At 64.6% G+C, this 25,580-nt stretch carries 27 protein-coding genes and 2 tRNA genes; 22 read left to right on the top strand and 7 right to left on the bottom strand.

Going from position 1 to position 25,580, the window contains the following annotated elements:
• The first annotated feature begins 206 nt into the window (after positions 1–206).
• The 7 genes from MUG98_RS09625 (at position 207) to MUG98_RS09595 (ending at position 7,360) form a co-directional block, all read left to right on the top strand.
• The gene (locus tag MUG98_RS09625) at positions 207–3,524 is read left to right on the top strand and encodes a molybdopterin-dependent oxidoreductase (RefSeq protein ID WP_265111915.1); all 3,318 of its coding nucleotides are present in this window, start codon (positions 207–209) and stop codon (positions 3,522–3,524) included.
• Positions 3,521–4,204, top strand: coding sequence for a 4Fe-4S dicluster domain-containing protein (locus MUG98_RS09620; RefSeq protein WP_265111914.1), 684 nt, complete (start codon positions 3,521–3,523; stop codon positions 4,202–4,204). Before MUG98_RS09625 ends, MUG98_RS09620 begins: the two co-directional genes overlap by 4 nt.
• Positions 4,197–4,871 carry a hypothetical protein gene (locus MUG98_RS09615; RefSeq protein WP_265111913.1) on the top strand — a complete coding sequence of 225 codons (675 nt, stop codon included), beginning with the start codon at positions 4,197–4,199 and terminating at the stop codon, positions 4,869–4,871. Before MUG98_RS09620 ends, MUG98_RS09615 begins: the two co-directional genes overlap by 8 nt.
• Positions 4,868–5,908: a cytochrome b/b6 domain-containing protein gene (locus MUG98_RS09610; RefSeq protein WP_265111912.1), complete on the top strand. Its 1,041-nt coding sequence runs from the start codon at positions 4,868–4,870 to the stop codon at positions 5,906–5,908. Before MUG98_RS09615 ends, MUG98_RS09610 begins: the two co-directional genes overlap by 4 nt.
• Positions 5,909–6,056: 148 nt before the next feature.
• Complete coding sequence (locus MUG98_RS09605; protein WP_265111911.1) at positions 6,057–6,236, top strand: hypothetical protein; 180 nt, start codon at positions 6,057–6,059, stop codon at positions 6,234–6,236.
• Between the two features lie 208 nt (positions 6,237–6,444).
• Complete coding sequence (gene msrA, locus MUG98_RS09600) at positions 6,445–7,110, top strand: peptide-methionine (S)-S-oxide reductase MsrA (RefSeq protein WP_425601092.1); 666 nt, start codon at positions 6,445–6,447, stop codon at positions 7,108–7,110.
• 100 nt (positions 7,111–7,210) lie between these two features.
• Positions 7,211–7,360 (top strand): hypothetical protein, encoded by a 150-nt coding sequence (locus MUG98_RS09595; protein WP_265111909.1) that lies wholly within the window; start codon positions 7,211–7,213, stop codon positions 7,358–7,360.
• Positions 7,361–7,536: 176 nt separating this feature from the next.
• Here MUG98_RS09595 and MUG98_RS09590 read toward each other — a convergent pair whose 3' ends face one another.
• From MUG98_RS09590 to MUG98_RS09575, 4 genes are all read right to left on the bottom strand, one after another.
• Entirely contained in the window at positions 7,537–7,677 is a 141-nt protein-coding gene (locus MUG98_RS09590) for a hypothetical protein (RefSeq protein WP_265111908.1), read from the bottom strand.
• A 127-nt stretch (positions 7,678–7,804) separates the two neighbouring features.
• The gene (locus MUG98_RS09585) at positions 7,805–8,593 is read right to left on the bottom strand and encodes a DUF8081 domain-containing protein (RefSeq protein ID WP_265111907.1); all 789 of its coding nucleotides are present in this window, start codon (positions 8,591–8,593) and stop codon (positions 7,805–7,807) included.
• 366 nt (positions 8,594–8,959) lie between these two features.
• Positions 8,960–9,880, bottom strand: a complete 921-nt coding sequence (locus MUG98_RS09580; protein WP_265111906.1) for a DsbA family protein — start codon at positions 9,878–9,880, stop codon at positions 8,960–8,962.
• A gap of 423 nt (positions 9,881–10,303) precedes the next feature.
• Positions 10,304–10,378 (bottom strand) — tRNA-Val (locus MUG98_RS09575).
• 182 nt (positions 10,379–10,560) lie between these two features.
• Between MUG98_RS09575 and trpD the strand changes: the two genes are divergently transcribed.
• Genes trpD through trpG form a run of 4 tightly spaced genes read left to right on the top strand, consistent with a single transcriptional unit; the run spans position 10,561 to position 14,592 of the window.
• The gene (gene trpD, locus MUG98_RS09570) at positions 10,561–11,589 is read left to right on the top strand and encodes an anthranilate phosphoribosyltransferase (protein ID WP_265111905.1); all 1,029 of its coding nucleotides are present in this window, start codon (positions 10,561–10,563) and stop codon (positions 11,587–11,589) included.
• A complete protein-coding gene (locus MUG98_RS09565; protein WP_265111904.1) occupies positions 11,586–12,242 on the top strand; it encodes a phosphoribosylanthranilate isomerase in 657 nt (218 codons plus the stop codon). The genes trpD and MUG98_RS09565 overlap by 4 nt, the downstream gene beginning before the upstream one ends.
• Complete coding sequence (gene trpE, locus MUG98_RS09560; RefSeq protein ID WP_265111903.1) at positions 12,239–13,897, top strand: anthranilate synthase component I; 1,659 nt, start codon at positions 12,239–12,241, stop codon at positions 13,895–13,897. The genes MUG98_RS09565 and trpE overlap by 4 nt, the downstream gene beginning before the upstream one ends.
• The gene (trpG, locus tag MUG98_RS09555; RefSeq protein ID WP_265111902.1) at positions 13,894–14,592 is read left to right on the top strand and encodes an anthranilate synthase component II; all 699 of its coding nucleotides are present in this window, start codon (positions 13,894–13,896) and stop codon (positions 14,590–14,592) included. The genes trpE and trpG overlap by 4 nt, the downstream gene beginning before the upstream one ends.
• 56 nt (positions 14,593–14,648) lie before the next feature.
• Here trpG and MUG98_RS09550 read toward each other — a convergent pair whose 3' ends face one another.
• Positions 14,649–14,828 carry a DUF8029 family protein gene (locus MUG98_RS09550; protein WP_265111901.1) on the bottom strand — a complete coding sequence of 60 codons (180 nt, stop codon included), beginning with the start codon at positions 14,826–14,828 and terminating at the stop codon, positions 14,649–14,651.
• A 459-nt stretch (positions 14,829–15,287) separates the two neighbouring features.
• Here MUG98_RS09550 and MUG98_RS09545 point away from each other — a divergent pair, with 459 nt between their 5' ends.
• Positions 15,288–18,398 carry an adenosylcobalamin-dependent ribonucleoside-diphosphate reductase gene (locus MUG98_RS09545; RefSeq protein ID WP_265111900.1) on the top strand — a complete coding sequence of 1,037 codons (3,111 nt, stop codon included), beginning with the start codon at positions 15,288–15,290 and terminating at the stop codon, positions 18,396–18,398.
• Between the two features lie 141 nt (positions 18,399–18,539).
• Positions 18,540–18,680: an HVO_2523 family zinc finger protein gene (locus MUG98_RS09540; RefSeq protein ID WP_265111899.1), complete on the top strand. Its 141-nt coding sequence runs from the start codon at positions 18,540–18,542 to the stop codon at positions 18,678–18,680.
• A gap of 138 nt (positions 18,681–18,818) precedes the next feature.
• Here the strand turns inward: MUG98_RS09540 and MUG98_RS09535 are convergent, their stop codons facing one another.
• Complete coding sequence (locus MUG98_RS09535) at positions 18,819–19,598, bottom strand: TVP38/TMEM64 family protein (RefSeq protein WP_265111898.1); 780 nt, start codon at positions 19,596–19,598, stop codon at positions 18,819–18,821.
• A gap of 95 nt (positions 19,599–19,693) precedes the next feature.
• Here MUG98_RS09535 and MUG98_RS09530 point away from each other — a divergent pair, with 95 nt between their 5' ends.
• The gene (locus MUG98_RS09530; protein ID WP_265111897.1) at positions 19,694–20,116 is read left to right on the top strand and encodes a DUF5830 family protein; all 423 of its coding nucleotides are present in this window, start codon (positions 19,694–19,696) and stop codon (positions 20,114–20,116) included.
• 56 nt (positions 20,117–20,172) lie between these two features.
• Here the strand turns inward: MUG98_RS09530 and MUG98_RS09525 are convergent, their stop codons facing one another.
• Complete coding sequence (locus MUG98_RS09525; RefSeq protein WP_265111896.1) at positions 20,173–21,363, bottom strand: DUF7115 domain-containing protein; 1,191 nt, start codon at positions 21,361–21,363, stop codon at positions 20,173–20,175.
• A 112-nt stretch (positions 21,364–21,475) separates the two neighbouring features.
• On the opposite strand from MUG98_RS09525, the gene MUG98_RS09520 reads away from it, so the two are divergent.
• The 8 genes from MUG98_RS09520 to MUG98_RS09490 all read left to right on the top strand — a co-directional run bounded on the left by MUG98_RS09520 (position 21,476) and on the right by MUG98_RS09490 (position 25,493).
• Positions 21,476–21,626: transfer RNA gene (locus tag MUG98_RS09520), tRNA-Met, on the top strand.
• 144 nt (positions 21,627–21,770) lie between these two features.
• Positions 21,771–21,920 carry a hypothetical protein gene (locus MUG98_RS09515; protein ID WP_265111895.1) on the top strand — a complete coding sequence of 50 codons (150 nt, stop codon included), beginning with the start codon at positions 21,771–21,773 and terminating at the stop codon, positions 21,918–21,920.
• Positions 21,913–22,077 (top strand): hypothetical protein, encoded by a 165-nt coding sequence (locus tag MUG98_RS09510; protein WP_265111894.1) that lies wholly within the window; start codon positions 21,913–21,915, stop codon positions 22,075–22,077. The genes MUG98_RS09515 and MUG98_RS09510 overlap by 8 nt, the downstream gene beginning before the upstream one ends.
• On the top strand, positions 22,061–22,609 hold the full coding sequence (locus MUG98_RS09505) for a hypothetical protein (RefSeq protein ID WP_265111893.1): 549 nt from the start codon (positions 22,061–22,063) through the stop codon (positions 22,607–22,609). Before MUG98_RS09510 ends, MUG98_RS09505 begins: the two co-directional genes overlap by 17 nt.
• A 6-nt stretch (positions 22,610–22,615) precedes the next feature.
• On the top strand, positions 22,616–22,741 hold the full coding sequence (locus tag MUG98_RS09500; protein WP_265111892.1) for a hypothetical protein: 126 nt from the start codon (positions 22,616–22,618) through the stop codon (positions 22,739–22,741).
• Positions 22,734–22,961 (top strand): MarR family winged helix-turn-helix transcriptional regulator, encoded by a 228-nt coding sequence (locus MUG98_RS09495; RefSeq protein WP_265111891.1) that lies wholly within the window; start codon positions 22,734–22,736, stop codon positions 22,959–22,961. The genes MUG98_RS09500 and MUG98_RS09495 overlap by 8 nt, the downstream gene beginning before the upstream one ends.
• A 283-nt stretch (positions 22,962–23,244) precedes the next feature.
• Positions 23,245–23,622, top strand: coding sequence for a DUF7344 domain-containing protein (locus MUG98_RS25530; protein WP_425601085.1), 378 nt, complete (start codon positions 23,245–23,247; stop codon positions 23,620–23,622).
• Between the two features lie 539 nt (positions 23,623–24,161).
• On the top strand, positions 24,162–25,493 hold the full coding sequence (locus tag MUG98_RS09490; RefSeq protein ID WP_265111890.1) for a hemolysin family protein: 1,332 nt from the start codon (positions 24,162–24,164) through the stop codon (positions 25,491–25,493).
• The last annotated feature ends 87 nt before the right edge of the window (positions 25,494–25,580 follow it).

Here is a 25,580-nt window from a genome sequence, read left to right as displayed (position 1 = left end):
TCCACGAATCCGGCATGAGTTAATCACATATAATGTATAATTTGTTCTTTGAGTGGCCACAACTCTAGTCGATATATAAATTACATATGCATTTTCAAAGCAAATATTCATAGTGGCTAGCGGGGAAGTGCGCTCATGGGAATGGGTAGCAGTAACACGGTATCACGATCGACCGCATACCTCGTCCCTGTCGTGGTGGCACGCAGATGAGTACCGACCGGGAACCGGTGACGATCGACCTCGATCGGCGCTCGTTCGTGAAAGCGAGTGCGCTCGCCGGCGGACTGTTCCTCGGCGGTGGCGTCACCGGGCACGTCCTCGGCGGAGCACAGGAGGACGAGGAGGACGGCGTCGTCGCCGACGCGGACACGTCGAAGGTGATCTGTAACTACTGTGCCGTCGGCTGCGGGTTCAAAGCGGTGAAAGAGGGCGACTCCTTCACCGCGATGGAACCCTGGCACGAGAACCCGATCAACAACGGCTCGCTCTGTTCGAAGGGGGCCGGCATCCTCGAGACCGAACACTCGCCCAAGCGGCTCAAACACCCGATGCGCAAGGAGGACGGCGAGTGGCAGAAGGTCTCCTGGAACGAGGCCTACCAGGAGATCGTAGACACCTGGCAGGAGACGATCGACGAGTACAGCCGCGAGAGCGTGATGCTGCTGGGAAGCGCCCACCACGCCAACGAGGAGGCTTACGCCATTCGGAAACTGGCGGCGTTCATGGGAACCAATAACGTCGACCATCAGGCGCGGATCTGTCACTCCCCGACGGTCACCGGGCTGGCCAACACCTGGGGCTTCGGCGCGATGACGAACACGATCAACGACTACCGTAACTTCGACCTGCTCATCATCCTCGGGCAGAATCCCGCCGAATCGCACCCGATCGCGATGCAGCACATCCTGGAGGGGCAGGCCCGCGGCGGGACGATCGTCTCGATCGACCCGCGGTACACGAAGACGTCGGCCCACGCCGATTACTACTACCGGATGCGGCCCGGGACGGACGTCGCGCTGGTGATGGGGCTGCTCAACTACGTCCGCGAGCAGGGCGAACTCGACGACGAGTTCCTCGACGGCCGCGTATTCGGGTGGCCGGACGCCGCGACGGAACTCGACCAGTACGACCGCGAGACGGTCGCCGACATCACCTGGCTCGACGTCGAGCAACTCGAAGACATCGGCGACCTGATCATCGAGAACAAGCCCCGTATCCAGGTCGAGTGGGCGATGGGCGGCACCCAGCACAACAACGGGACCCAGAACATCCGCTCGTACGCGCTGTTCAGTCTCGCGACGGGGAGCGCGGCCCGATCGGGCGGCGGCCTGCAGGTCATGCGCGGCCACGCGAACGTCCAGGGAGCGACGGACCTCGGCGTCGACGCGAGCATTCTGCCCGGCTACTACGGCGTCGACTCGCCGGGCTCGTGGGAACACTGGACGGAGGTCTGGACCGAGAGCCCGTGGACCAGCGGCAGTATCTCCTTCGCGGACCTGTACGAGCGGTTCGAGATGATGCCCGACGAGATGTGGAACGCCCTCCAGGTGCCGGCTCAGGTCGAGGAGGAGGAATCCACCGAGGACGAAGAGGGGGAGGACACCGAGAGCGAGGCCGAACAGGAGGGCGAGGAGGACGGCCTCGAGGAGAGCGAAGACGCGCCGATAGAAGAACCCGATCCGCAGTCGCTGATGTTCCAGAAAGGGCTAACCGTCGCCCGGTGGTACGAAGCGGCGCTCCAGCAGGAGGACCGACTCCTCGAGTCGGAACTCTACCAGCCGGAGCCGCTGAAGATGGCGTTCTTCTGGGGCCACTCGGCCAACTCCATCAGCGAGATGGACCGGATGAAACAGGCCATGGAGAACCTGGACCTCATGGTCGTCGTCGACGTCTTCCCGGCGGTTGCGGGAACGCTCCCCGACGACGCCGACGTGCTCCTGTTGCCGGCCTCCAGCCAGTACGAGCACGTCCGATCGGTGACGAACTCCCACCGATCGGTCCAGTGGAGCCAGGCCGTCGGCCCGCCGGCGCACAACTCGCGGCCCGACCTCCGGATCATGCAGGAACTGGCCCGCGAGATGGGCTTCGGCGAGCACTTCGACTGGGGCTCCGGCCCCGAGATCCACAACGGACAGAGCTCCTACGAGGACGCCCTCCGGGAGATCAACCTCGGCGTCCGCTCGATCGGCTACCAGCAGTCCCCGGAAAAGCTCCAGCAGCACCAGGAGTACGACTGGGCGTTCAGCACGGAGACCCTCCGGGCGGACACCGAGGGGCTGCCGGTCGACGGCGACTACTGGTCCTTACCCTGGCCCTACTGGGGCGACGACCACCCCGGCTCGCCGATCATCTGGACGAAGGAGGCCGACCCGCGAGACGGCGGCCACGACTTCCGCGAGAACTGGGGGACGACGGCACCGACTCCGGACGAGTGGGAGGAGATGAACGTCGACAAGGACTACCCGATGCAGGAGACCTACGACCAGGGCGGCGAGGACGGCCTCGACCTGATCGCCGGCTCGTTCGAGGCTCCGTGGTGGGACGACCAGGAGATCAACGGCGTCCCGTCGTACCCGGGCTACGCGACGATCCTGCCCGACGATCGAGCCAACGCGTCGACCCAGACGACGCCGGTGGAGATGGCGCTCGACGAGGAGTCGTCGGTGTACGACGCGGCTCAGGAGGTCGCCGACCAGTACGCCGACGTCGACGTCGATCCCGACGAGTACGAGGAGTACGACTACGCACAGCCGGATCCGCCGACGGGCCGCGGGAAGGCGCGAGCGGTCGTCTGGAACTTCCTCGATACGGTGCCGGTCCACCGGGAACCCGTCGAGAGCCCGCGCCCGGACCTCGTCGAGGAGTGGCCGGCCAACGGCGAACAGGTCAACTTCTGGCGACTCGACCAGAACAACGCGACGGTCCAGCAGCGGGCGACCGAGGCGGTCCACACGGAACTCGGCAGCGACGCCGAGGGCGGCCGGACCGTGATCATGACCTCCGGTCGGCAGGTCGAACACCAGGGCGGCGGCGCGGAGACGCGAAACAACGAGTACACCGCCGATCTCCAGCCGCACATGTACGCGGAGATCAGCCCCGGTCTCGCGGAGAATCTCGACGTCGTCGGCGGCGACGACTACGTCGTCGTCACGTCGGCCGACAAGGGATCGATCCTCGTGAAGGCCAAGGTGACCAATCGGGTCAACGGCGAGGAGATCTTCCTCCCCTACCACTGGGGCGGGGTCTTCCACGGCGAGAACCGCTCCGGCAACTGGCCCGACGGGACCGAGCCGCTGGCGATCGGGGAGAGCGCGAACGTCATCACCCCGAGCGGGTTCGACGCCGAGACCCAGATGCAGGAGACGAAGTCGGGCGTCGTCCACGTCCAGAAGGCCACCCAGCAGGTGGTCGACGACCTGGACCTGGAGTTCATCGACTACCCGCAGGACGAGCACGGACTCGGCGCGCAGAAGAAGTACGACGTCCGTGAGTGGGATCTCATGGACGGAGGTGAGCAGCTATGACACAGGAGGAGCCAGTCGGCGAGGTACTGAGTCAGGGCGTGATGAGCACCGGCGAGGGGATGCGGATCTTCCCCGACGTCGAGGCCTGTATCGACTGCGGGGGCTGCGTCGTCGCCTGCAAGCGCACCTGGGACCGGGAGGTCCAGAACCAGCGCATCGACATCACGACGATGGCCGAGGGGACCGCGGGTCCCCAGGGCGAGAACGCCAGCAAGACCGATCGGCTGGTCGCCGGCGAGAACCCCGGCGAGACGAGCCTTCCGATGCAGTGTTACCACTGCGAGAACGCGCCCTGCGTGTCGGTCTGTCCGACGAACGCCCTGCAGAAGGAAGACGACGGTTTCGTGACGGTGACGGACGATCTCTGCGTGGGCTGCCAGTACTGCCTCTCGGGGTGTCCGTTCGGCGCGCCGCAGTTCCCCGACAGCGACGACGGCACGGCCCAGATCTTCGGCACCGGCGGCATCATGGACAAGTGTACCGGCTGTCGGCCGCGACAGGAGGCCGGGAAGGGGCCTGCCTGCGCAGAGGAGTGTGCGACCAACGCGATCCTCGTGGGCAGCGCCGGAGAGATCGCGGACGAACTCGAGAAACGCGGCAGCGGCTCGTTCTTCAACGACGAGGCCATGGAAATCATCTTCGGCGAGGAGGACGCCCGGAACTTCCAGGACAATGAGTGACGACCGACCACCCGACGATCCCGACGATCGCGCCGGCGGGCCGACCGACCCGAGCGACGACTCGCCCGTAGACGAACCGACCGATCACGAGACCGACGCCGATCGTCCCGACGGCGACGGGCCCGACGCCCCTTCTCCCGAGGGACAGGCAAACGGCGGCTACAGCGACGATCGGTCCCGAGAGAGCGCGGCGGACGAGCGAGTCGCACCGCGCGAAACCGAGACCGAAACGGAGACCGGCGGCCTCTCCGACCGCGCCGCCTTCTGGATCGGCGTCCTGATCGGGGTCGTCCTCTCGGTCGGATCGATCGCGCTCGTCACCAGCCAGGCCCCGTTCTTCGAGAACGTCCTGCGCGTCCGCCCCAGCGTCGAGGGCGGCGGCGTCGCTGCGGACTGGGTCGTCGGCAACACGGAACCGGTACTCGAGTGGCTGATCGTGCTGGTCCACTTCGCGGACGTCGTCCTGGGTATCTTCATCCTCGTGATCCTGTTCATCCACTGGGCCGCGTTCCGCCGACTGGCAGCGCGGATGCAGCCGCCGGGGACGAGGACGCGCACGCGGGAGACGGCCGCCGCGACCGACGGCGGCGCGAGGACCCACGACGAAGCTCGTGAATCGCCCGACGAGGGTTCGACCGATCCATCCAGCGGAGGTGACCGTCCGTGACGAACCTCGACCACGGCAAGTTCTCGCGGGTCACCACGATGTTCCACTCGCTACTGGCGCTGACGGTGTTCGTCCTGTTCTTCACCGGCTACTCGATCGCCTTCAACACGGAACTGTGGTGGCTGATCGAACTGATGGGCGGCAACGAGGGCGTGCTCTCGATCCACCGACTCGCCGGCTTCACGCTGATCCTGCTGACGGGGTTCTGGGTGCCCTACATGCTCATCCGATCGAGCAGTCGATCGAACTTCGGCGAGGTCCTGCCCGATCTCCGGGCCGATACGGCGGCGTTCGTCCAGGACGTCAAGTTCGCGCTCGGCCGGGCCGACGAACGCCACCCGGCCGCCCGCCAGTTCGCCGGCTACAAGGCCGACGAGGTGCCGCTGCTCTCCTACGTCGGCAAGGGCGTCGTCGCCATCTTCACGATCGAACTGGTCCTCTTGATGCTCTCGGGGCTGCTCATCTGGCGGAAGACGTGGCTGATCGACGTCTACAACTCCCAGTCGGTCGTGATGGCGTTCGTCGCGTTCCACGGCCTGCTCGGAGTCATCATGCTGATGGGGGTGATGTTCCACACCTTCGAACACGGCTTCCACCCCGCCTTTTACCCGGTCGAGATGAAGGCGTTCCTACCGAAAGACCGGACGCCGAACTTCCACGGCGATCCCGAGGAGTACGAGACGACCGGGATCGAGCGCCTCCAGCTGCGGCCCTCGTGGCGGTGGGCGACGAACGTCGTGGGCGTGCTGGTCGTCGTCGGCATCGTCAGCTTCCTCATAGCCAGTCTCGAGTACGGCGGCTATCCGGTGCCGGACGGGCTCGTGTTCGGCGAGGGTAGCGTCCTGCGGACGATCGGGATCAACATCGGAATCTTCGTCCTCCTGCTCGGACTCGTGCTCTCGATGTACGGGAACGTCCTGCGAGCGCGCTACATGCGCCAGCGCCGCGAGGAGCCGGCTTCCAGCACGCCCGCCGCCGACGGGGGCGAGACCGACGCCCAGGGGGACCGGGCCGCCGCGAACGGAACCGACGACTGACTCCCGTCCCTGCGATCCCGTCCTCCCGATCGGACCGCGATATTCGGGTCGCGTACCCCGTCGATCTTCGAATCGAGTTCCCCACGATATCGACGAAATCCGACCGGTCCGTCGGGGATTTACGTCGCTGGCTGCAGTACGTGAAACCATGGCGGGCCTCGTGTACTCGATCTACGCGATCGCCGTCCTGATCGTCGCCGCCGGGGGCCTCCTCGCGGTCGTGTTCGGGACGCCCGATCCCGGAGGCGAGTCGACTCGCGGCTACGACGTCCTCGCGATCGTCGCCGCCCTGTTCATCCTCGCGCTGGTCGGCACGTTCTTCATCTAGGGTCGACCGGACGGACAGCGACGATCCGTGACGACCGCGTCGGGAGGCGTAGTCGGCGATTCTGCGCCTGCCGCCGGCCGGCAACTCGGTTCCGATCGGTGACGATCGCTAGGTCGTCCCCGTTCCGATCGAGCCAGTCGCTCGCGTCCGATCGCAGCGGAGGACGGATACGGTTGCAGGGCGTCGGGACCGTATGGAACGGACGAACGTGGACCAGTCGAGCAGGGAACCGGCACTCGCGGCACCGCCCGCGGAGGCGGCGACGCTGACCCCGGCGACGACGCGAACGGCGACGTTCGGAATGGGGTGTTTCTGGGGGCCCGACGCCCGGTTCGGGGCGATCGACGGCGTCGTCCGGACGCGTACGGGCTACGCCGGCGGGACGACGCCGGACCCGGCCTACTACTCGCTCGGCGACCACACGGAGGTCGTCCAGGTCGAGTACGATCCCGAGGTGTTGTCGTATCAGGATTTGCTCGACGTGTTCTGGGCGAACCACGACTGGCGATCGTCGGGACCGAAGCGCCAGTACCGGGGCGTCGTCCTCACCACCGACGAGAGCCAGCGGGAGGCCGCCCAGCAGCGCCGTGAGAAACTCGCGGAGCGAACCGGCCAGTCCGTCACGACCGACGTCGAGCCCCTCGGCGAGTTCACCCCCGCCGAAGACTACCACCAGAAGTACGAACTCCGATCGACCCCGATCGTCGGTGACGAACTCGTGGCCCTGTACGGCGACGCGTTCGTCGACTCCACGGTCGTCGCACGGCTCAACGGGTTCGTCGCGGGCCACGGCGATCCGGACCAGCACCGCGAGTGGCTGGCTCGTCTGGAGTTGCCGCCGGCCGCCGTCTCTGAACTCCGCCGGCGGCTCTGAGTCGCCGGCCGCCCCGATCGATTCGGCTCGACCGACAGCCATCCGATTCCGCGGGCGAGCTATTTTGCCGTTCCCGCCCCTACTCCCTCGTAGAGGGGCGATGACCGAATCCTGCGCGAACTGCGGCGACGCCGTCCCGACCGATCGCTACCACGTCTACCTGGCGACGGACGAGGTCGTCGAGGTGCGCCTCTGCGAGGGCTGCCGGTACAAGTTCGCCACTGCGGACTGGGTGCAGGCCATCGTCTAGGGCCGAGTCGCCACAGTGGTCGACTCGGCCCGATCGTCGGTTCGTAGCCGCGACGGGAAGGCGATCGCGGCGTCGCAATGGACCTGCGAGGGCGTGATGGGTTGCAGGGGGTTGACGGACGTGGTAGACGCCGCTAGCCCGCTATACGGGGACCGGTCGGTCGCGGGGTGTCGCGATCAGGCGTGTTGCAGGTCGTGAATGCTCACCCAGTGCTCGGTGAACTCGGCCTCGTGATCGCTGGCGTACCTGTTCGCGTCGGCCCAGTCCGCGAACTCGCGATCGAGATCACAGCTATCGCACCGGAGACGGTATGCCATATTGTACCATACGACACGCCGTCGTTTAAACGTTCGTCGCAGGAACCCGCCAGCCAGGTGGCTGTCCGGTCGTCCGTACGGGTTTCCTCGTGACCGCCGTCCTCACAGTGTACCCTCGTGACCGTCGTCACGGTTCGACTTCGTGAATCCGGACGCCGTACTCGTCCGGCAAGGCGTCGATCTCGACCCGGATTTGCAACACGGTGGTGCCTGGCTCCGCGGCTTTCCGTTCCATCACCGTGGCTTGCTGCCGCTCGAACGACGCGTTGCCGGTCTTGATCTCACAGCAGTACGTCCGGAGGAGTGCTCCGGTCGACTCGCGAGTCGCCTCGGCGACGGCGTCCGGAAGCCACCGCGCTCGCGCCCCGTCGGCCGTCCGCGCCGTCACGACCGACGGCTCGCGCAGACGCACCCTGAGACCCCCCTCGTCGTCGATCCCGAGGTCCTGCCGGACGTAGTAGGTCAGCGCCGGCGGGTTGGTCCGCGGCGTGGTCATCAGGGCCTGCCCGATCGCGCCGTACTGGTTCGCACCCGGCTGGAAGGCCCACGTCGTCGCGTCGGGATCGATCGGGGCGTCCCTGTGGCGAATCGGCTGCGGGACGAGGTAAGCGTCCGCCGTCGTCTCGTCCTGCGGCGCGACGGCCTGGAGTCGGACGCGAACGCCACCCTCTCCGGTCATTCGGGCGGCGAACGCCTCTGCCTCGACACGGGAATCGAACTCGAGTAGTCGCCCGCCGTCGGCAGCGATCGCGTCGACTGCGGGATTGCGCTCGCGGGTGCTGGGCTTGAGTTCGAGCACGAACGGCTCTTCGGGCGGTCGATCGTCGCTCTCGCTATCGGTTCGACCGTCGTCCTCGATCGGAGCCTCGTCGCCGTCGAACTGGATCAGGTTCGTCTGGCCATCATCCCCTGGCACCACGATCACCGTGCCCGTCGACAGTCGTCACGACGTGTCCATCTCAGGGATGGGCCGTGAATTTGGCGATCGACTGTCGCACAGCGTCCCCGTTCGGCGGTACCCAGACAACGAACCCCCTCGATGCGGGGCCTCACGGCGTCGATGCCCGGACGCGGACCGGGAGAGACCCCTCCGCACCGAGTCGATCGGTCCGCCTCAGACCATTGCCGCGGGGATTCAGTCGTGCTCTGGGTTTCGAACTGGCTCTCGTCTCGGGCGATCGGTTCGGTCCGCGGTTCGCCCCTCGATCCCGGTTACGACCGGTCGTCGAGACCGTCTCGAGTCAACGCGATCGTTCGTCGAGACCGTCTCGAATCATCGGAACTAACAGTCATCCTCGGTGCCGATCCCGGTCTCACCGCCGGAATCCGATTCCGCGGGTTCCGTGACCCACACGAATTCGTCGTCTTCACTCTCTCCATCACTATCGTCCGTCGCTTCGTCTTCCTCGTCGGGGTCGTCTTCCGTCTCGGCTTCGTCCTCGGTTCCTTCTTCGGCGTCGACGGAGTCGCCGGTCTCGGAGTCCTGCTCTTCGTCATCGGAGTCTTGTTCTTCGTCGTCGTCCCCGAGACGACGCTCGATCCAGTCGAGAATGGCGTCTCGTTCGTGATGTGGCGCAGTCGTGTCGCCGGCGAGTTCCATCGTCGGGGTGAACGCGACGCCGTCGTCGGCCGCCGTTGTGGCGACCCGTTCGATCTCGTCGTCGTACTCCCCCGCTCGAGCGCGATCGACGATCGCCTCGGCGTTGGAGACGCCCGCCGACCGGACTCGCTCCTCGAGTTCGTCGTAGTCGACGGTCCCACTCGGCATGTCGGCGAACGTTTCGCGGTGGAACCCCCAGTAGTTGTCCGGGTCCTCGTTCCAGACACCGACACCGACGGCCGCGAGGCGCGGATCGCTACTGGAGATGTAGTACTCCGACGTGTCACCCGGTTCGTAGGCCAGGTTGTAGAACTCGAGGTTGAGCCGTCCCGGTTCGACGAACTCCTCGACGATCGCCTCGAGGTTCCCGAAGACGAAGTCCCGCGTATAGGGACACTTGTAATTTCCATAAATCGTCGCCGTCGGGGCGTCGCTGTCGGTCCCCATCGTCGGGTACGTGTTCGCGTCCGCATTCTCCGGCACCGGCGCGTTCGCGACCGTCGACGAAGACCCGCCGGCGACGACGCCGGTGATCCCGAACAGGGAAAGCGTTCCAGTGGCTGTCAGTACGGTACGGCGTGACGTTCGTGGCTCACGACGCATCGCCCTCGCGTCTCGATGGACCCAGCATAAACCGACTCGACCGTTCCCGTCGCTTACCGTGACTTACCGATCGTTGGACTGCTCGCAACGACGTCGGTTGACCGTTTCCAACTCGCGACGATCGGTGCAACTGTTGGATCGATCGTTTCGGCTGTGTGTACTTTCGCAGGCCTCGCTTGAGGGCGGTCGATCCATCGTTCGTTTTCGAGAACAGTGCTGGAATACCCCCTCGAAAGGCAACGGTCGGGTTCCGGCGGGCCCGATCGGTGTGAGAGATCCTCAGAGAGAACGGGCCTGCCTCGTACGATGTCTCTGTGTGAGCAGCAAATGAGAATGACTATCCTCTAACCAACTCGCAGAATCTGAGAGAATATATAAACGTCTCTCCGCCGTCCCGTGCTTCGTCAGGAGTAAGGTTCCGAGTGGGTTGGGGCAGATTTGAACTGCCGGCCTCCTCCATGTCAAGGAGGTGTCATAACCAGACTAGACCACCAACCCGCCTGGTTTCGCTCCCGCGGCGTCCGTCGCCACGTTGTCTGCACTCGTTCGTTGCCCGCCGCCGTAATTGAAGGTTTCGAATCGGGCGCCGTACGCGAGTGCGACCCACGACCCCTCCGACAGCCTTAAGTTGATGTACTGATTTGGACATTGTAAGACAACTACGTACATTGGTGTCCACTATGCAGGAGTACGTCAAACGGGTTACCGACGGAGAGGACCTTTCACAGGCGGACGCTCGCGCGGCCTCGACGGCCGTCTTCGAGGACGCGACGGAGGCACAGATCGGAGCGCTGCTGGCGGCACTGCGCACGAAAGGCGAGACCGAGGCCGAGATCGCCGGCTTCGCCGAGGGCATGCGCGCGGCCGCCCGGACGATCGATCCCGATCGGGAGCCGCTGGTCGACACCTGCGGCACGGGCGGTGACGACTACGACACGATCAACGTCTCGACGACGAGCGCGATAGTCGCCGCCGGGGCAGGGGTGCCGGTCGCCAAGCACGGAAACTACTCGGTCTCCTCGACGTCGGGGAGTTCAGACGTGCTCGCGGAACTCGGCGTCACGCTCGACGCCGAACCGCCGGCCGTCGAGGCGTCGATCGAGGACCGCGGCATCGGTTACATGCACGCGCCCGCGTTCCACCCCGCGATGAAGGCCGTCATCGGCCCCCGTCGCGAACTCGAGATGCGGACGATCTTCAACGTGCTCGGTCCGCTGACGAACCCCGCAGGTGCGAACACACAGGTCGTCGGGGTCTACGATCCCGACCTCGCACACGTCCTCGCGAACGCCCTCGCGCGAATGGACACGGAGCGCGCGCTGGTCGTCCACGGTTCCGGAACCGACGAAATCGCCATTCACGGGGAGACGACCGTCGCGGAAGTCGACGGCGAGGACGTCGAGGAGTACAGCCTCGAACCGGCCGACATCGGACTCCCGGAACACGACGTCGCGGATATCGCGGGCGGAGCGCCGGCGGAGAACGCGGCGGACCTCCGCGGCATCGTCGAGGGCGACGTCACCGGCGCGAAACGCGACGTCATTCTCGCGAACGCGGGCGCGGCGATCTACGTCGCGGGGAAGGCCGACTCGCTCGAAGCGGGTGCCGACGCCGCACGCGAGGCGATCGAGTCCGGAGACGCAGCGAGCACGCTCGACCGGCTCCGGACGGCACAGGAGCCGGAGACGGCGGAAGTGGACGGACGATGACCCGCGTGAAGATCTGCGGACTGACGACCGAGGACGACCTCGAGACGGCGATCGTCGCCGGTGCCGACGCCGTCGGCATCATCTGTGACGTTCCGGTCGACACCCCACGGGAGGTCTCGACGGAGCGCGCCGCGGCGCTCGCGGCGGCCGTTCCGCCGTTCGTCACGAGCGTGCTGGTGACGATGCCGGACACGCCCGCGGACGCGATCGATCTCGTGGAGGCAGTCGAGCCCGACGCGGTCCAGATCCACGGCGGGATTCGCCTCGGCGACCTCGCCTATCTCCGTGCCGCCGTCGACGCCGGGATCCTGCTCGCGATCGACGCCGACGACGCCGCCACGGCCGAACGGTACGACGAGGTCGCCGACGCCCTCCTCGTCGACACGACGAGCGACGATGGCGGTGGCGGGACCGGCGAAACGCACGACTGGAATCGCACCCGGATCGTTGCCACCGACCTCGATTCGCCACTGATCCTCGCCGGGGGCCTCACCCCCGACAACGTCGCAGAAGCCGTCCGGGCCGTCGACCCGTTCGCCGTCGACGTCGCGAGCGGCGTCGAGGCCGAGGGTGGCGTCAAGGACGCTGCCGCCGTACGATCGTTCGTCGAACGGGCGACGACCGCCCACCGATCGGTACACCCGGAATCATGAGCGGCCTCACACCGCCGACGCTGGACGTCGATCGAGACGCGTTCCGCGACCACGCCGGCAGCAGCGACGAGCGACCGGCGGTCGTTCGCGCCGTCGCCACGCTCGACCTCGATACGTCGCCGCTGGCCGCCTACGCCGCGCTCACCGGCCGATCGAACGGAAGCGACCGCGACCGATCGTCGTACGCGTTCCTGCTCGAGAGCGCCGAGAAGACGGCCTCGAGCGATCCCGACGGCGCGTTCCGTCCCAGTTCTGCCGACGCCGAACGCCACGCCCGTTTCTCCTACGTCGGTTACGATCCCGAGGCCGCGGTGACGGTCGGCCCCGATGGAACGACCGTCGAGGCCCTCTCCGAGGGCGCCCCGGTCGATCTGATCGAACCGGCCGTCGACGGCGACACCGTCGACGCGCTTCGAGGTGCGCTCCCGGACGTCCGACTCCCCAACCTACCGGAGCACGATCGCCAGCACCTCGAAGGCGGCCTCGTCGGCTTCCTCGCCTACGACGCCGTCTACGACCTCTGGCTCGAGGAGGTCGGACTCGAGCGACCCGAGTCGCGGTTCCCGGACGCCCAGTTCGTCCTGAACACGAAGACCCTCGCGTTCGACGAACTCGAGGGGACGATCTCGCTCGTCTTCACGCCGGTCCTCGACGCCGACGACGATCCAGACGCGGTCTACGACGAACTCCGATCGGAAGCCGCCGCGGTCGCGGAGACGCTCCGCGAGGCGGACCCCCCGGAAACCGGAGGATTCGATCGGGAATCCGAGGACGCCGGGCCGAAAGCCGAGTACGAGGAGAGCGTCCGGCGCGCGAAAGAACACGTCCTCGACGGCGACATCTACCAGGGCGTCGTCTCGCGGACGCGGGAACTCTACGGCGAGATCGATCCGATCGGCTTCTACGAGGCCATGCGCGACGTGAACCCGTCGCCGTACATGTACCTGCTGGACCACGACGACCTCACCGTCGTCGGGGCGAGTCCCGAGACGCTGGTCTCCGTTCGCGGGCGCGAGGTCATGGCGAATCCGATCGCCGGCACCTGCGATCGGGGAACGAGTCCCGTCGAGGACCGCCGACTCGCGGGCGAGATGCTGGCCGACGAGAAGGAACGTGCCGAACACACGATGCTGGTCGACCTCGCTCGAAACGACGTGCGTCGCGTATCCGAACCCGGAACCGTCAGGGTCGACGAGTTCATGAACGTCCTGAAGTACAGCCACGTCCAGCACATCGAGTCGACGGTGACGGGCGAACTGTCGGCCGACGCGGACGCCTTCGACGCGACTCGCGCGTCGTTCCCCGCCGGGACGCTCTCGGGCGCGCCCAAGATCCGAGCCATGGAGATCATCCACGACCTGGAAGCCGAGCCGCGGGGGCTCTACGGCGGCGGCGTCGGCTACTACTCGTGGTGTGGCGATGCGGACTTCGCGATCGTAATCAGGACCGCCACGGTAGAAACCGGTGGTGAGCGGGACCGGATCACGGTCCAGGCCGGTGCAGGCCTGGTCGCCGACAGCGATCCGACCGCCGAGTACGAAGAGACCGAGAAGAAGATGGGCGGCGTCCTCGCGGCGCTCGAGAAGATCGAGACACCGGCCGACGACGCGAGTCCGACCGACGAAGCCGAACCGACCCCGGAGGTGAGCCGATGAGCGCGACGGGAGAGGAACAGGCCGTCGATTCGGACGCGGACGCGGAACCGGTCCGGGTCCTGTTTGTCGACAACTACGACTCGTTCACCTACAACATCGTCGAGTACGTCAGCCAGCAGGCCGGGACCGAGACCGAGGTCCTGAAGAATACGGCGTCGCTCGACGACGTCCGGGCGGTCGACCCCGACGCGATCGTCATCAGCCCCGGACCCGGCCACCCGAAGAACGATCGGGACGTCGGCGTGTCGATGGCCGTCCTGCGCGAACTCAGCCCCGACGTGCCGACGCTCGGAGTCTGTCTCGGCCTCGAAGCCGCCGTCTACGAGTACGGTGGTTCGATCGGCCGTGCGCCGGCACCGATCCACGGCAAGGCCTCGGCGGTCGACCACGACGGCGCGGGCGTCTTCGAGGGCCTCGAGCAGGGCTTTCGCGCGGGTCGATACCACTCGCTGATCGCCACGGACGTTCCGGGCTGTTTCGAGGTGACGGCGACGGCCGAACACGGTAGCGCGGAACGAAGTGCCGCCGACGCTGCGATGGCATCGCAGAACGACGAGACGCTCGTCATGGGCGTCCGCCACCGCGAGCACCCGATCGAGTGCGTGCAGTTCCACCCCGAGAGCGTGCTCACGGCCGTCGGCCACGACGTGATCGAGAACTTCCTCGAGTCGATCCGAGTCCGGACCCCCGAGTAGTACTGCCACAGTGGACGATCGTCGGAGGAGGACGACCCGGGGCGTAAACCGGACGGTTAGAACGGCAGATCGACGATGCCTGCCGTATAGAGTGCGGCGAGGACGACGGCAGCGAGGAGTCCGACGCGGACCGCCAGTTTGATCGCGATTCGGATCGCCACGATGGCGACGGCGATGGCAGCGAGCGCTGCCAGGACGAGGAGTATCGCCGATCCAGATATCAGTGGTTCCGGCATACCACAGTCCCTGCACTGAAGGGACGTAATCTTTCTGGATATCGTGACACAATATCGCCGACGACTGTACCGATAGCTGAACTGTCGTACCGAGAACCCCGACGCCGTGACGAACCGCCGGCAGCGTCGTAAAAGAGAAAATCACGTGCGGGAACGGCGACTCGCGTCTATCGAGTTCACTTTCAGGTCGGTCTGAAAATCGTTAAGGCAGTTGGCCACGTAGACCGTCACAGACGACACCACGGCCGATTCGACAGTCGTGGCGGGGATGGACTCGAATAGGGTACAGACCCATCTGTACAACCACAGTTGCACTAATACAAGAAAAGTAGGAGGACATCACACGTTTTAAGATGGATGCAAGAATACCAGACCTTCGTCACGAATGATGGAACTCACGACCAGACCCCAGGCCGAAATCGGCGTGTGGCAGCGGGATAGCGACGAGGTGACCCGCGCATGAGCGACTCCGAACTCTCCGCGGCGGAACTCACCCTTCCGATCAAGCGCACCGACGGCGACACGCTCGAGGAGCGGTTGACGGACAACGCCTATCACAACATCCTCCCGGCGCGCTATCTGCGCAAGGACGCCGACGGCGAACTCGTCGAGGAACAGGAGGACCTCTTCGATCGCGTCGGCAAGAACATCGCGCTGGCCGAGGCCGTCTACGAGGCCGAGAAGCGCGACGTCGAGATCACCGTCACGCCCGACCAGCTCAAGCCGGACCACCCGCGGCGGGACGAACTCGCCGAGGAGGTCTTCGGGGAGGGAGTCACGGCGGCGGACGACGCCAAGACGACGCTCACCGAGTACAACGTCAACAAGTTCGCCTACGACACGATCGTTCCCGAACTCCCCGACGAGGTTCGCGGGCACGTCGAGGACGTCGCGGACACGTTCATCGAGGGTATGGAGTCGCTCTCCTTCATGCCGAACTCGCCGACCCTGATGAACGCGGGCGACGAACTCCAGCAGCTCTCGGCCTGTTTCGTCATGAGTCCGGACGACGACCTCTCGGACATCCACGAGACCGCCAAGAAGGCGGCGGAGGTCTTCCAGTCCGGCGGCGGCGTCGGCTACGGGTTCTGGCAACTGCGTCCCTACGGGGACGCCGTCGGCTCGACGGGCGGCATCGCCTCGGGGCCGATCACCTTCATGCGGACCTACGACCAGCTCTGTGAGACGATCGCCCAGGGCGGTACTCGACGCGGCGCCCAGATGGGCATCATGCGAATCTCCCACCCCGACGTCATCGAGTTCATCCACGCCAAGAACAAGGACGTTTCCCTGGCCCACTGTCTCCGTCTCAACGATCCCGACGACTACACCTACACCAGCTTCTCCGAGGCGCTCGAGGAGGCCCGCGACCTCATCGACGAGGAGGGGCGCGTTCCCGAGCACCTGCGCAACGCCGTCGAGGGCCACCTCTCGAACTTCAACATCTCCGTCGGCGTCACCGACGACTTCATGGACGCGGTGCAGAACGGCGAGGAGTACACCTTCACCAACCCGCGCACGGAGGAGCCCCATATCGCCACCGAGGAGACCAAGGAGATGTACAGCCGGTACGACCTCGGCGAGTACGTCGAGGTCGGCGAACCGCTCTCGATCCCCGCGGAACTCGTCTGGGACCGTATCGTCGAGGGGGCCCACGAGAACGGCGAACCGGGCGTCATCTACCTCGAGCGCGTGAACAAACAGCACTCCTTCGACGTCGAGGAGCAGGACGACCACCGGATGCTGGCGACCAACCCCTGTGGCGAGCAACCCTTAGAGGAGTACGAGGCCTGCAACCTCGGCCACATCAACCTCTCGACGCTGGCGGACGAGGACGCCCCCGACTGGCGCGTCTGGAGCGAGGCCCACGCCGACGAGTACGACTCCCGGGAAGCGGCCGTCGACGCCTTCCTAGAGGAAGCGATCGACTACGAGGAGTTCGACGAGCGCATCGAGTACGGCACCCGCTTCCTCGAGAACGTCGTCACGATGTCCGACTTCCCGGTCGAGGAGATCGAGGAGAAGGTCCGAGACATGCGCAAGATCGGGCTGGGCGTGATGGGACTGGCCCAGCTGTACATCCAGCTCGGTATCAAGTACGGCAGCGAGGAGGGCAACGAGGTCGCCCGCCAGTTGATGACCCACATCAACCACGGGGCCAAGGCCACGAGTCACGAACTCGCCACGGAGCGGGGCTCGTTCAACGACTGGGACGACTCCAAGTACGCCGACCCGACCGAGTACCGCGAGTGGTTCGAACACCAGACCGGCGAGGACGCCGACGACTGGGACGACGGGTTCCCCATTCGGAACCACAACGTGACGACGATCGCGCCGACGGGCACGACCTCGATGGTCGGCAACACCACCGGCGGCTGTGAGCCGATCTACAACGTCGCCTACTACAAGAACGTCACCGACGACGTCCAGGGCGACGAGATGCTGGTCGAGTTCGACGACTACTTCCTCCGGACGCTGGAGGCGAACGACATCGACGTCGACGCCGTCAAGGAAGAGGCACAGGAACAGATGGCGACCAACCAGTTCGAGGGCGTCGAAGGCCTCTCGACGGTGCCGGACGCGATCGGCGAACTGTTCGTCATCACCAGTGACCTCTCGGCGAAAGACCACGCTGCCGTGCAGTGTGCCTGTCAGCAGGGCGTCGACTCCGCCATCTCGAAGACCGTCAACGCGCCGAACGACTCCACGCTCGAGGACGCCAAGGAGGTCTTCGAGTACATCTACGAGCACGGCGGCAAGGGCGTCACCTACTACCGCGACGGCACCCGGAGCAAGCAGGTGCTGACGACCCGGGCCGACAACGCGGACTTCGCCGACGAGACCGAAGCCGCGGAAGCCCTCGTCGAACAGATCGACGAGATCTTCGGTGGCCTCGAGGCCTTCCTCGACAGCCAGGAGGTCAAGGACGTGCTCGAGGAAGACGTCGACTCGCTGCTCGGCGACGATCGACAGCCGGTCGAGATCGACTTCACCGAGAAGCGCGAACGGCCCGACGCACTCCAGGGCGTCAGCCAGCGCATCGACACCGGCTACGGCAAGGTCTACGTGACGATCAACGAGGACCCCGAGACGGGCCAGCCGTTCGAACTGTTCGCGAACATCGGTCACTCGGGCGGGTTCACCAACTCCTTCACCGAGGCGCTGGCGAAGGTCATCTCGACCTCGCTGCGATCGGGCGTCGACCCCGAGGAGATCGTCGACGAACTCTGCGGAACCCGCTCCCCGAAGGTCGCCTGGGACAAGGGCGAACAGATCCAGTCGATCCCGGACGCGATCGGCACCGCGATGCGGCGGTACCTTGAGGACGAAATCGACAAGCCGTACCCCACCCAGCAGACCCTGGAGGAGTCGGCCGACCCCGGGGCAGTCGACCCCGACGGGCCCAAGACCGACGGCGGCGCAGCGGCCGCGAGCGAATCGACCGACGGCGCCACTCAGGACCTCATCGACGCCGGCGAATCGCCGGAGTGTCCCGACTGTGGCTCGCTGTCGCTGTACTACTCCGAAGGTTGCAAGACCTGCGAGTCCTGTGGCTGGAGCGAGTGCTGACGCCGCGTCGATCCGTTTCTGACGGACGCTGACGGCGGCTCGTCGCAGAACGCACGCCGCTCGGACCGCGAGCGGAGCCGGGTTCGATTTTCGCCCGGCGTTTCCGAGTACTTAGCACCCCGGCGTCCGAAGCTACCCGCGATGACGGACGACGAGGACGTCGAGCAGCGTGGTGGCCCGCCCTGTCCCCGGTGTGAGCAGCCCCTGTTCAGGCGCCACTGCAAGTACGTCTGTCCGCAACACGGCGTCGTCTACGACTGTTCGGATCCGTTCTGGCAGTGATCACGCCGACGATCGAGAACTCGCGGATCGCGATCGACGCGAGGCGACGGAGAGTACGACGTCCTGGCTGCACGACGGTCGATCGACACTGGGGCGTGTCCACGGACCGTCGACGACGGTCGAACGGTGGCCACCGTCTCAGCCGTCCGTCGCGTGCCCCGACTCCGCCGATCCGCGCCGGGTTCGAACCGCGCGATACACGGGTCCCGCGAGCAAGACTCCCGCCGCGATCGCACAGACCACCGTGAGGAGGGCTCCGACCTCACCGAGTCCGTCGGTCGTCACCGTCGCTGCCGACGCACCGACGACGACCGCGGCGATCGTCCACGGCAGTTCTCCGATCGCGGTCCCGAGCACGAGGTGCCGGAGTCGAACGTCGCTGGCCGCCGCTGCAGCCGTCGCCACGTCCGACGGGAGGGGTGCCAGTCGCGACGCGACGACGCCCCGGAGCGGCCCGGCAGCCTCGTAGTAGCGAGCGAGCGCGGTGCCGGTCCGTTCGAGAAGCCGATCGGCCGCCCCGCCGATCGGGACTGTTCGCGTCGGCCGACCGGACCCGCCCGTCGGCTCGACCCCGCCATCGGGTCCACCGTCGTGGCAGGCGGCCGTGGCGGTCCCGGTGAGCCAGCGCACGGCGACGAAAACTGGAATCACGGTGGCAACGACGCCGAGCAGGGCGATCGGCACGCCGAGTGAGACGCCGTAGCCGTAGCCGACGACGACCGCGAGCGGCGTCGTCGGCCAGGCGAACAGCGGGCGCACGAAATAGAGCCCCGCGACGACGAGCCCGAACTGGTATGGGTCCGTCGCGAGGCTCGCGACGAATTCCATCGTCCGCGACGGAGAGACCAGCAGTCCCACGGCGACCATGCCGCTGACGGCCAGGAGGCCAGCGATCGCACGACCGGTCGCCGCCGTCATCGGTCGCAGTTTTCTCTCGAGTATTGAAGCTTTTGTGCCTCGTCCCACGCCGAGCGACGCAACGTTTATTCGACCCGCGAAAACAGGACACAACGATGGCCGACGACCCCGGGCACGCAACCGATGCCGATCGCGGCGAGGGCGGGACCGCCAGCGACGACGTTGCCGACGATCGCGTCGCACTCGGTCTCGCACTGCTCGAACGGTTGGAACACGAGTCGCTCCCGCTTCCCGAGGTCGTCGATCGCATCGAGACGGTGACGACCGATCCGACGGTGACTCGGACCATCCTCGACCGCGCCGAGTTGCACGGGATCATCGACCGCGAGGACGGCATCATCCGCCCGAAGAGTCGCCAGTACGTCCGGTTCGAGCAGGACGTGATCACGAAGGACGGCGACTTTTCCTGCAAGCGCTGTGGCTCGGGCCTGTCGACCGGCTACTTTATCGACCTCGAGGCCGGTGAACTCGGGCCGTTCGGCTCCTCGTGTATTCGAAAGGTGACCGGTCGAGAGTGAGGCCCCGCACGAACCGCCGTCGATCGGTCTGATCGGCCCGGATCGCCCGGGGTCGGCTATCGACCCTGTCGCAGTTCCGCGATCAACTGTTCGATCGTCTGTTGCTGTTTCTCGATGCGGTCGTTCTGCCGTTCGACGGCGGCCTCCAGATCCTCGAGTCGGTCGAGGATCTCGGGATCGGGACCGCCGCTGGTTCCGGCGATCGACGTGGATTCGGGGGCCGTCTCCGTCGCGACGTCGGTCGTACTCGTGGCCGCGTCCAACAGGTCGTCGGGATCGATGCCCGTCGAATCGAGAGTTTCCTCCGGGGATTCCCGTCGAGCGGGCTGTCCGTCCGACTCGGCGATTCGATCACGGTCCCGGCTGGCGTCGACGGCGTCGGGGACCGCGCTATCGCTCGCGAGCGGGTCGGACGACTGGGACTGGGACTGGGACGCGGTCTGCGATCCTGATTCGGTCCGGGAGGAACCGTTCGATTCGCCGGTCGTGACTGTCGTCTCGCCGTCACCGGCGTGCTCGTCGGGCTCCGGCGGGTCCGCGTCGAGCGGATCGACACCGTCGCCGAAGTCGACGGTTCCGTTGCTACGATCGGCCACTGGCTCCTCGTCCTCGCCTACGACCTCGTTGAGTTCCGCCAGCGAGTCGACGTCGTGATACTCGAACAGGGCGCGTTTGAGCCGTTCCCGACAGTCGTTGGCTTCGTCGTTCGGAGCCTTGATCCGCTGGGGACGGCCGTCGACGGTGAGGACGATCTGCGTGGCGACGCTTCCGTCCTCGAAGGCGAGGTGGGTCACGTCGTCGAAGTGGTACTCCTCGTAGTCCTCGTCCCAGACGGCTTCGCCGATGTGCTTGACGAGCCGATCGCTGGTGATGATCAGCGTGAGTTCGCTGAAGCGGTAGGTCTTGACGACCGTCTCGCCGGCGTCCGTGATACCGTTGCCGTTCAACACGCCCGCGAGGACGGGGTGGAGCACGGCGTCGGTCTTGCTTGCCGGGACCGAGAATTTCGTGGTCCCCTCGAGGGCGTACTCGAGGGTGAACTTGGTCTTGCGTCGCCCCTCCGAGAGGGTGAGGCGATCAGCGTCGTGGGGAAATTTGTCGACCGATTCGTCACTCAGGAGACCATCGGCGCGATAGATGATCGTGTTCGTGGGGGTGATGAAGAGTTCGTCTTCCCCGCCGAGAGAAACTCGCGCCGAAATCTCCTCGCCATCGAGGGTAGACTGGACGATGCCGGGAACGCTCATGCTCCGCAGTTCGTATGGCCCTGCCATAAATCCGTGGGTCCCTGTGAGTTCCTCTTGCACGACGGTCACGAATGAGAAGGTTAAAGAACAGCACCGCACTACGGGAGAACGAGCCCGGGTGGCTTAGCTGGACATAGCGCCGCACTCATAGGGTTCAGAGATTCGGTGCGGTACGCCTTGGAAGCCTCCGTGTCCCCGAGAGGACTGCCGAGCCTCGGACCTGGGACATGCGGAGATCGAGGGTTCGGAGCCCTCCCCGGGCACTACTCAAATTCTTTATATGCCCGCGTAAAAAACCCCTTCTACCGGGGCGTTCGCGGGGCTTCCGATACTTCAGATACTGTCGGGGATGAACCACATTCCGCGATAGCGGCTGCGATAGGGCTTCTAACGGGGGGTATCTGCGCTTGAACTCCGCGACCGACGGGTTCGGCCCGTTCTGCGGAGCGCTCGGCTGTACCGAAAAGGCCGACGTGGTCATCGATCACCCCGAGCACGGCGAACGGACGGTCTGCGAGGGCTGCGCCGGCGACTACGAGGTGATCCGGCATGTGTAGTGAGGTCGGTGACGCGAGAGCATCGGATGCGCTCGTCATGTCGCAACGCGCGCTCGGTCGATGCGTCGACCTCGAGCGCGACCTCGCCGAACTCCGCGAGGAGATAGACGATCTCGATCGCCGAGTCAGGGCCCTGGAGCGTGATCTCGACAAGTGACGGCAGCAACGTCCGGCCGGAGGACGCACTCCGGGTCGCCCAACGGGCGATGGCTCGCTGCTCGGAACTGGAAGACATCGTCGACGAACTCCGGGAAGACAACCTCGATCTCCAGGAACGAGTCACTGCACTGGAGTTGCGCTACGAGGGCATCGAGGAGAACCGCTCCTACGACGATCTCGATCGAGATGGCCGTGTCGGCGCTGTTCGCGAACACGCCTTCCGCGGGGCGACCGAGAGCCACGGGAAGGCCGCACTCGACTACAACGACATAATGTGGAGCGTGTTCGACGGCGAACCCAGCGCGGACTACTGCTACAAGCTGATGCGTCTCGCCGCGAAGGAGCCGGGATTCGAGTACCAGAACCCCACCGGGAAGGGGAAGCAACTGATCGTGGACGCCCGCGAGGCAAGAACCGGCGCCTCGTTTTCGTCCGCGAAGAAAACGGATTCGGAGGGGGAGATCTACCGATGGGTTTCTTCCACCGAGGGATTCCACCATCAGTTTCATAGAGTGAAAATTGCGTTGTAGTGGCGTTTGTACAAACTGTCGAGTAGCTGTGAGTACGCCGAATCCGACGCCGTCCGACTCGACATGGCGATCTTGGATCCCGACGGGGTCGTCGCGATCGATTTCAATCGAGGTGACCAGACCGATGTCTAAACAGCAAGTACGGGACCTCGAGGCCCTCTCACCGAGTGCGAAGTTCGTGTGCAAAGTCCTCGAATACGAGGCACCGCTCACACAGAAAGAGATCATCGAGGAGACACAGCTGACTCAGCGGACCGTCTACAATGCGCTCCAAGATCTCGAAAAGATCGACATCGTCGACAGCCATCCCCTGCGGACAGATCTTCGTCAAGACGTCTACTACCTAACGTAAGCCTCGCCCTTTCTGGATGATCGCTCACTACAGGTCAAGCAGTTACCGCAAAGGCAGTCAATACCTCTGATAACTGCCAAGAACAGCGTGCTGAATACAGAGGATGAGTTTAGCACGACGGCTTCGTTTGTTTCATCCTGAAGTCAATGAATCAGCTGTTCAGTGAATATGCGAACTGAACGGGGCACACTTAATCACTCAGTTAATCAAAACAACAGTGAATCGTAAAAATGATGCATATTTAACGTCATGAGGGACCATAGTTGAGGCCAAGGGATGTGGAATGGTCAATTATGATGATGTCTTTGACGCATTGGCGGATAGCCACCGACGACAGTTACTAGTCAAATTACTCTCCAGCCCCCAACGCGTCTCAAAACCGTCCGGCATTTCCCGAGAGGTTGCAGAAGCAGACGAGAACCTACTTCACAGACATCTATCCAGTTCTCGAACGATTGCAGAAGCCGATGAGTACTCGGTTAGTATGCACCACGTCCACCTTCCTAAATTATCGGAGTACGGGTTCATCGAGTGGGATCGAAATGACGAGCTTGTAATGCAAGGCCCCCATTTTGACGAGATACGACCTCATCTCAAACTATCGGCTGAAAAGCAGGAGAGACACCGTACAAAGGGTCCCGTTGCAACCCTTCGTAGATGAGGGGTGAGACAGAAGACACTGTTCAACAGTTCTCCTAGACTGAACGATCACTAACCTTCGCAAATCGACCCGAATCTCGTGCGACATTCGCACCCTGTATTCGGCAACTCCTGACCGAGATCCCGAGTCGCTGTCACGAGCGGCGTGCTGAATACAGAGCTTCAGCCTTGTTTAGACGGTCCCGCAGGCACCGGTTAGCAGTTACGACGGGTAAATAGAACCAGTCCGAGAGCGTCTTTCGACTCGGTTTGTTGTTTGGATAACAGCCGTAGAGGACGATCTGCACCGCGTCTAAACAAGGCCCAGAGCATCTCTTCAGCAGGACCCGATGTTGATGCGCCTACTAAATGTCGGAGCCCATGTTCGCAGGCAGTCGGCAGAACGAGGAGGACAGTCGATGGCCTCTAGATCCACAGAACCAGTTCACTACTGACAGCAGTCAGTCACCCGCGAATTCATTAGATGGTTTTAGTCGATGGAACGAGATGCATGAATATGGACACGCTACAATCGAACGGCAGTACGTTCCGGGGGTACCGATGGTAAACGTCGCGCTCTCGGCGGCACAAATCGTCTTAGCGCTGTTACTCGTGGTGCTCAACGGCTTTTTTGTCGCAGCAGAGTTCGCCTTCGTTCGGATTCGGGGAACGTCGGTTGACCAACTCGTCGAGGAGGGGCGGCCCGGCTCGGGAACGCTCCAAGAAGTGATGACGAACCTCGACAACTACCTCGCCACGACACAACTCGGCATCACCATCGCATCTCTCGGGTTGGGATGGGTCGGCGAACCCGCAGTGGCGGCGCTCATCGAACCCGTACTGGAATCGGTTCTCCCGGCAGATCTCATCCATCTCGTCGCGTTCGCAATCGGCTTTAGTATCATCACGTTTCTCCACGTCGTCTTCGGTGAACTCGCGCCGAAGACGATCGCAATTGCCAAGACCGAGCGACTCTCGCTGTTCCTCGCCCCGCCCATGAAGGCCTTTTATTTCATACTCTATCCGGGAATTGTCGTCTTCAACGGGGCGGCCAACGCGTTCACGAAGTCGCTCGGTGTGCCACCCGCTTCCGAAACGGATGAGACACTCGGTGAGCGGGAGCTCCTTCGGGTACTAACACGATCCGGCGAGGGCGGGGACATTGACGTGGCAGAAGTGACGATGATCGAGCGCGTCTTCGATCTTGACGACACCGTGGTACGGGAGGTCATGGTCCCACGACCGGACGTGGTGAGCGTTCCGGCGGATGCCACACTATCTGAACTTCATTCGATCGTCTTAGAGGCCGGACACACGCGCTATCCGGTTCTGGATGCCAATGACGGTGACCAAGTGGTCGGATTCGTAGATGTCAAGGACGTGCTGCGAGTAGAGGTGGACAATGGGGATGCCGAGATGGTCGGTGACATCGCCCGTGAGATTCTCATCGTCCCGGAGACGATGGCAATTAGCGATCTCCTGATACAGTTCAGGGAGGATCGCCAGCAGATGGCCGCAGTCATCGACGAGTGGGGAGCGTTCGAGGGGATTGCGACGGTCGAAGACATCGTCGAGGCCCTCGTCGGGGACCTTCGGGACGGGTTTGATCTCGATGAGCGCGAACATTCGATACGCCAGCGTGACGATGGGGGGTACGACATTGACGGCGGAGTCCCATTGTCGAAAGTTTCTGACGCCCTCGATGGCGACTTCGATAGCGAAGCGGTTGAAACGATCGGTGGGCTGGTGCTGGGACGACTCAACCGCGCGCCGGAACGCGGCGACCGCGTCAAGATCGACGGTCACGTCGTTGAGGTAACGAGCGTCGAGGGGACCCGAATTTCGACGGTATGGGTCCACGAAAGAGATATCGACGATCCAGCAGTGGACTGATAGGGATTTGCGTTGATCCTCATACTTTCCAGTGTAGCAGATCACAAATCTGTTGGAATCGGCGTGCAAGACTTAGAGGATAAGTTC

This window comes from Halosolutus halophilus (assembly GCF_022869805.1).
Lineage (GTDB): Archaea > Halobacteriota > Halobacteria > Halobacteriales > Natrialbaceae > Halosolutus > Halosolutus halophilus.
Note: the sequence above shows the minus strand (reverse complement) of the source record. Positions and strands in the feature narration are given on the sequence as shown.

What these genes read in the sequence shown, in the direction of transcription:
- MUG98_RS09625 (WP_265111915.1), top strand. Translation starts at nt 207, where the DNA reads ATGAGTACCGACCGGGAACCGGTGACGATCGACCTCGATCGGCGCTCG.
- MUG98_RS09620 (WP_265111914.1), top strand. Translation starts at nt 3,521, where the DNA reads ATGACACAGGAGGAGCCAGTCGGCGAGGTACTGAGTCAGGGCGTGATG.
- MUG98_RS09615 (WP_265111913.1), top strand. Translation starts at nt 4,197, where the DNA reads ATGAGTGACGACCGACCACCCGACGATCCCGACGATCGCGCCGGCGGG.
- MUG98_RS09605 (WP_265111911.1), top strand. Translation starts at nt 6,057, where the DNA reads ATGGCGGGCCTCGTGTACTCGATCTACGCGATCGCCGTCCTGATCGTC.
- MUG98_RS09595 (WP_265111909.1), top strand. Translation starts at nt 7,211, where the DNA reads ATGACCGAATCCTGCGCGAACTGCGGCGACGCCGTCCCGACCGATCGC.
- MUG98_RS09590 (WP_265111908.1), bottom strand. Translation starts at nt 7,677, where the DNA reads ATGGCATACCGTCTCCGGTGCGATAGCTGTGATCTCGATCGCGAGTTC.
- MUG98_RS09580 (WP_265111906.1), bottom strand. Translation starts at nt 9,880, where the DNA reads ATGCGTCGTGAGCCACGAACGTCACGCCGTACCGTACTGACAGCCACT.
- trpD (WP_265111905.1), top strand. Translation starts at nt 10,561, where the DNA reads ATGCAGGAGTACGTCAAACGGGTTACCGACGGAGAGGACCTTTCACAG.
- MUG98_RS09565 (WP_265111904.1), top strand. Translation starts at nt 11,586, where the DNA reads ATGACCCGCGTGAAGATCTGCGGACTGACGACCGAGGACGACCTCGAG.
- trpE (WP_265111903.1), top strand. Translation starts at nt 12,239, where the DNA reads ATGAGCGGCCTCACACCGCCGACGCTGGACGTCGATCGAGACGCGTTC.
- trpG (WP_265111902.1), top strand. Translation starts at nt 13,894, where the DNA reads ATGAGCGCGACGGGAGAGGAACAGGCCGTCGATTCGGACGCGGACGCG.
- MUG98_RS09550 (WP_265111901.1), bottom strand. Translation starts at nt 14,828, where the DNA reads ATGCCGGAACCACTGATATCTGGATCGGCGATACTCCTCGTCCTGGCA.
- MUG98_RS09545 (WP_265111900.1), top strand. Translation starts at nt 15,288, where the DNA reads ATGAGCGACTCCGAACTCTCCGCGGCGGAACTCACCCTTCCGATCAAG.
- MUG98_RS09540 (WP_265111899.1), top strand. Translation starts at nt 18,540, where the DNA reads ATGACGGACGACGAGGACGTCGAGCAGCGTGGTGGCCCGCCCTGTCCC.
- MUG98_RS09535 (WP_265111898.1), bottom strand. Translation starts at nt 19,598, where the DNA reads ATGACGGCGGCGACCGGTCGTGCGATCGCTGGCCTCCTGGCCGTCAGC.
- MUG98_RS09530 (WP_265111897.1), top strand. Translation starts at nt 19,694, where the DNA reads ATGGCCGACGACCCCGGGCACGCAACCGATGCCGATCGCGGCGAGGGC.
- MUG98_RS09525 (WP_265111896.1), bottom strand. Translation starts at nt 21,363, where the DNA reads ATGAGCGTTCCCGGCATCGTCCAGTCTACCCTCGATGGCGAGGAGATT.
- MUG98_RS09510 (WP_265111894.1), top strand. Translation starts at nt 21,913, where the DNA reads ATGTGTAGTGAGGTCGGTGACGCGAGAGCATCGGATGCGCTCGTCATG.
- MUG98_RS09495 (WP_265111891.1), top strand. Translation starts at nt 22,734, where the DNA reads ATGTCTAAACAGCAAGTACGGGACCTCGAGGCCCTCTCACCGAGTGCG.
- MUG98_RS25530 (WP_425601085.1), top strand. Translation starts at nt 23,245, where the DNA reads ATGGTCAATTATGATGATGTCTTTGACGCATTGGCGGATAGCCACCGA.
- MUG98_RS09490 (WP_265111890.1), top strand. Translation starts at nt 24,162, where the DNA reads ATGGTAAACGTCGCGCTCTCGGCGGCACAAATCGTCTTAGCGCTGTTA.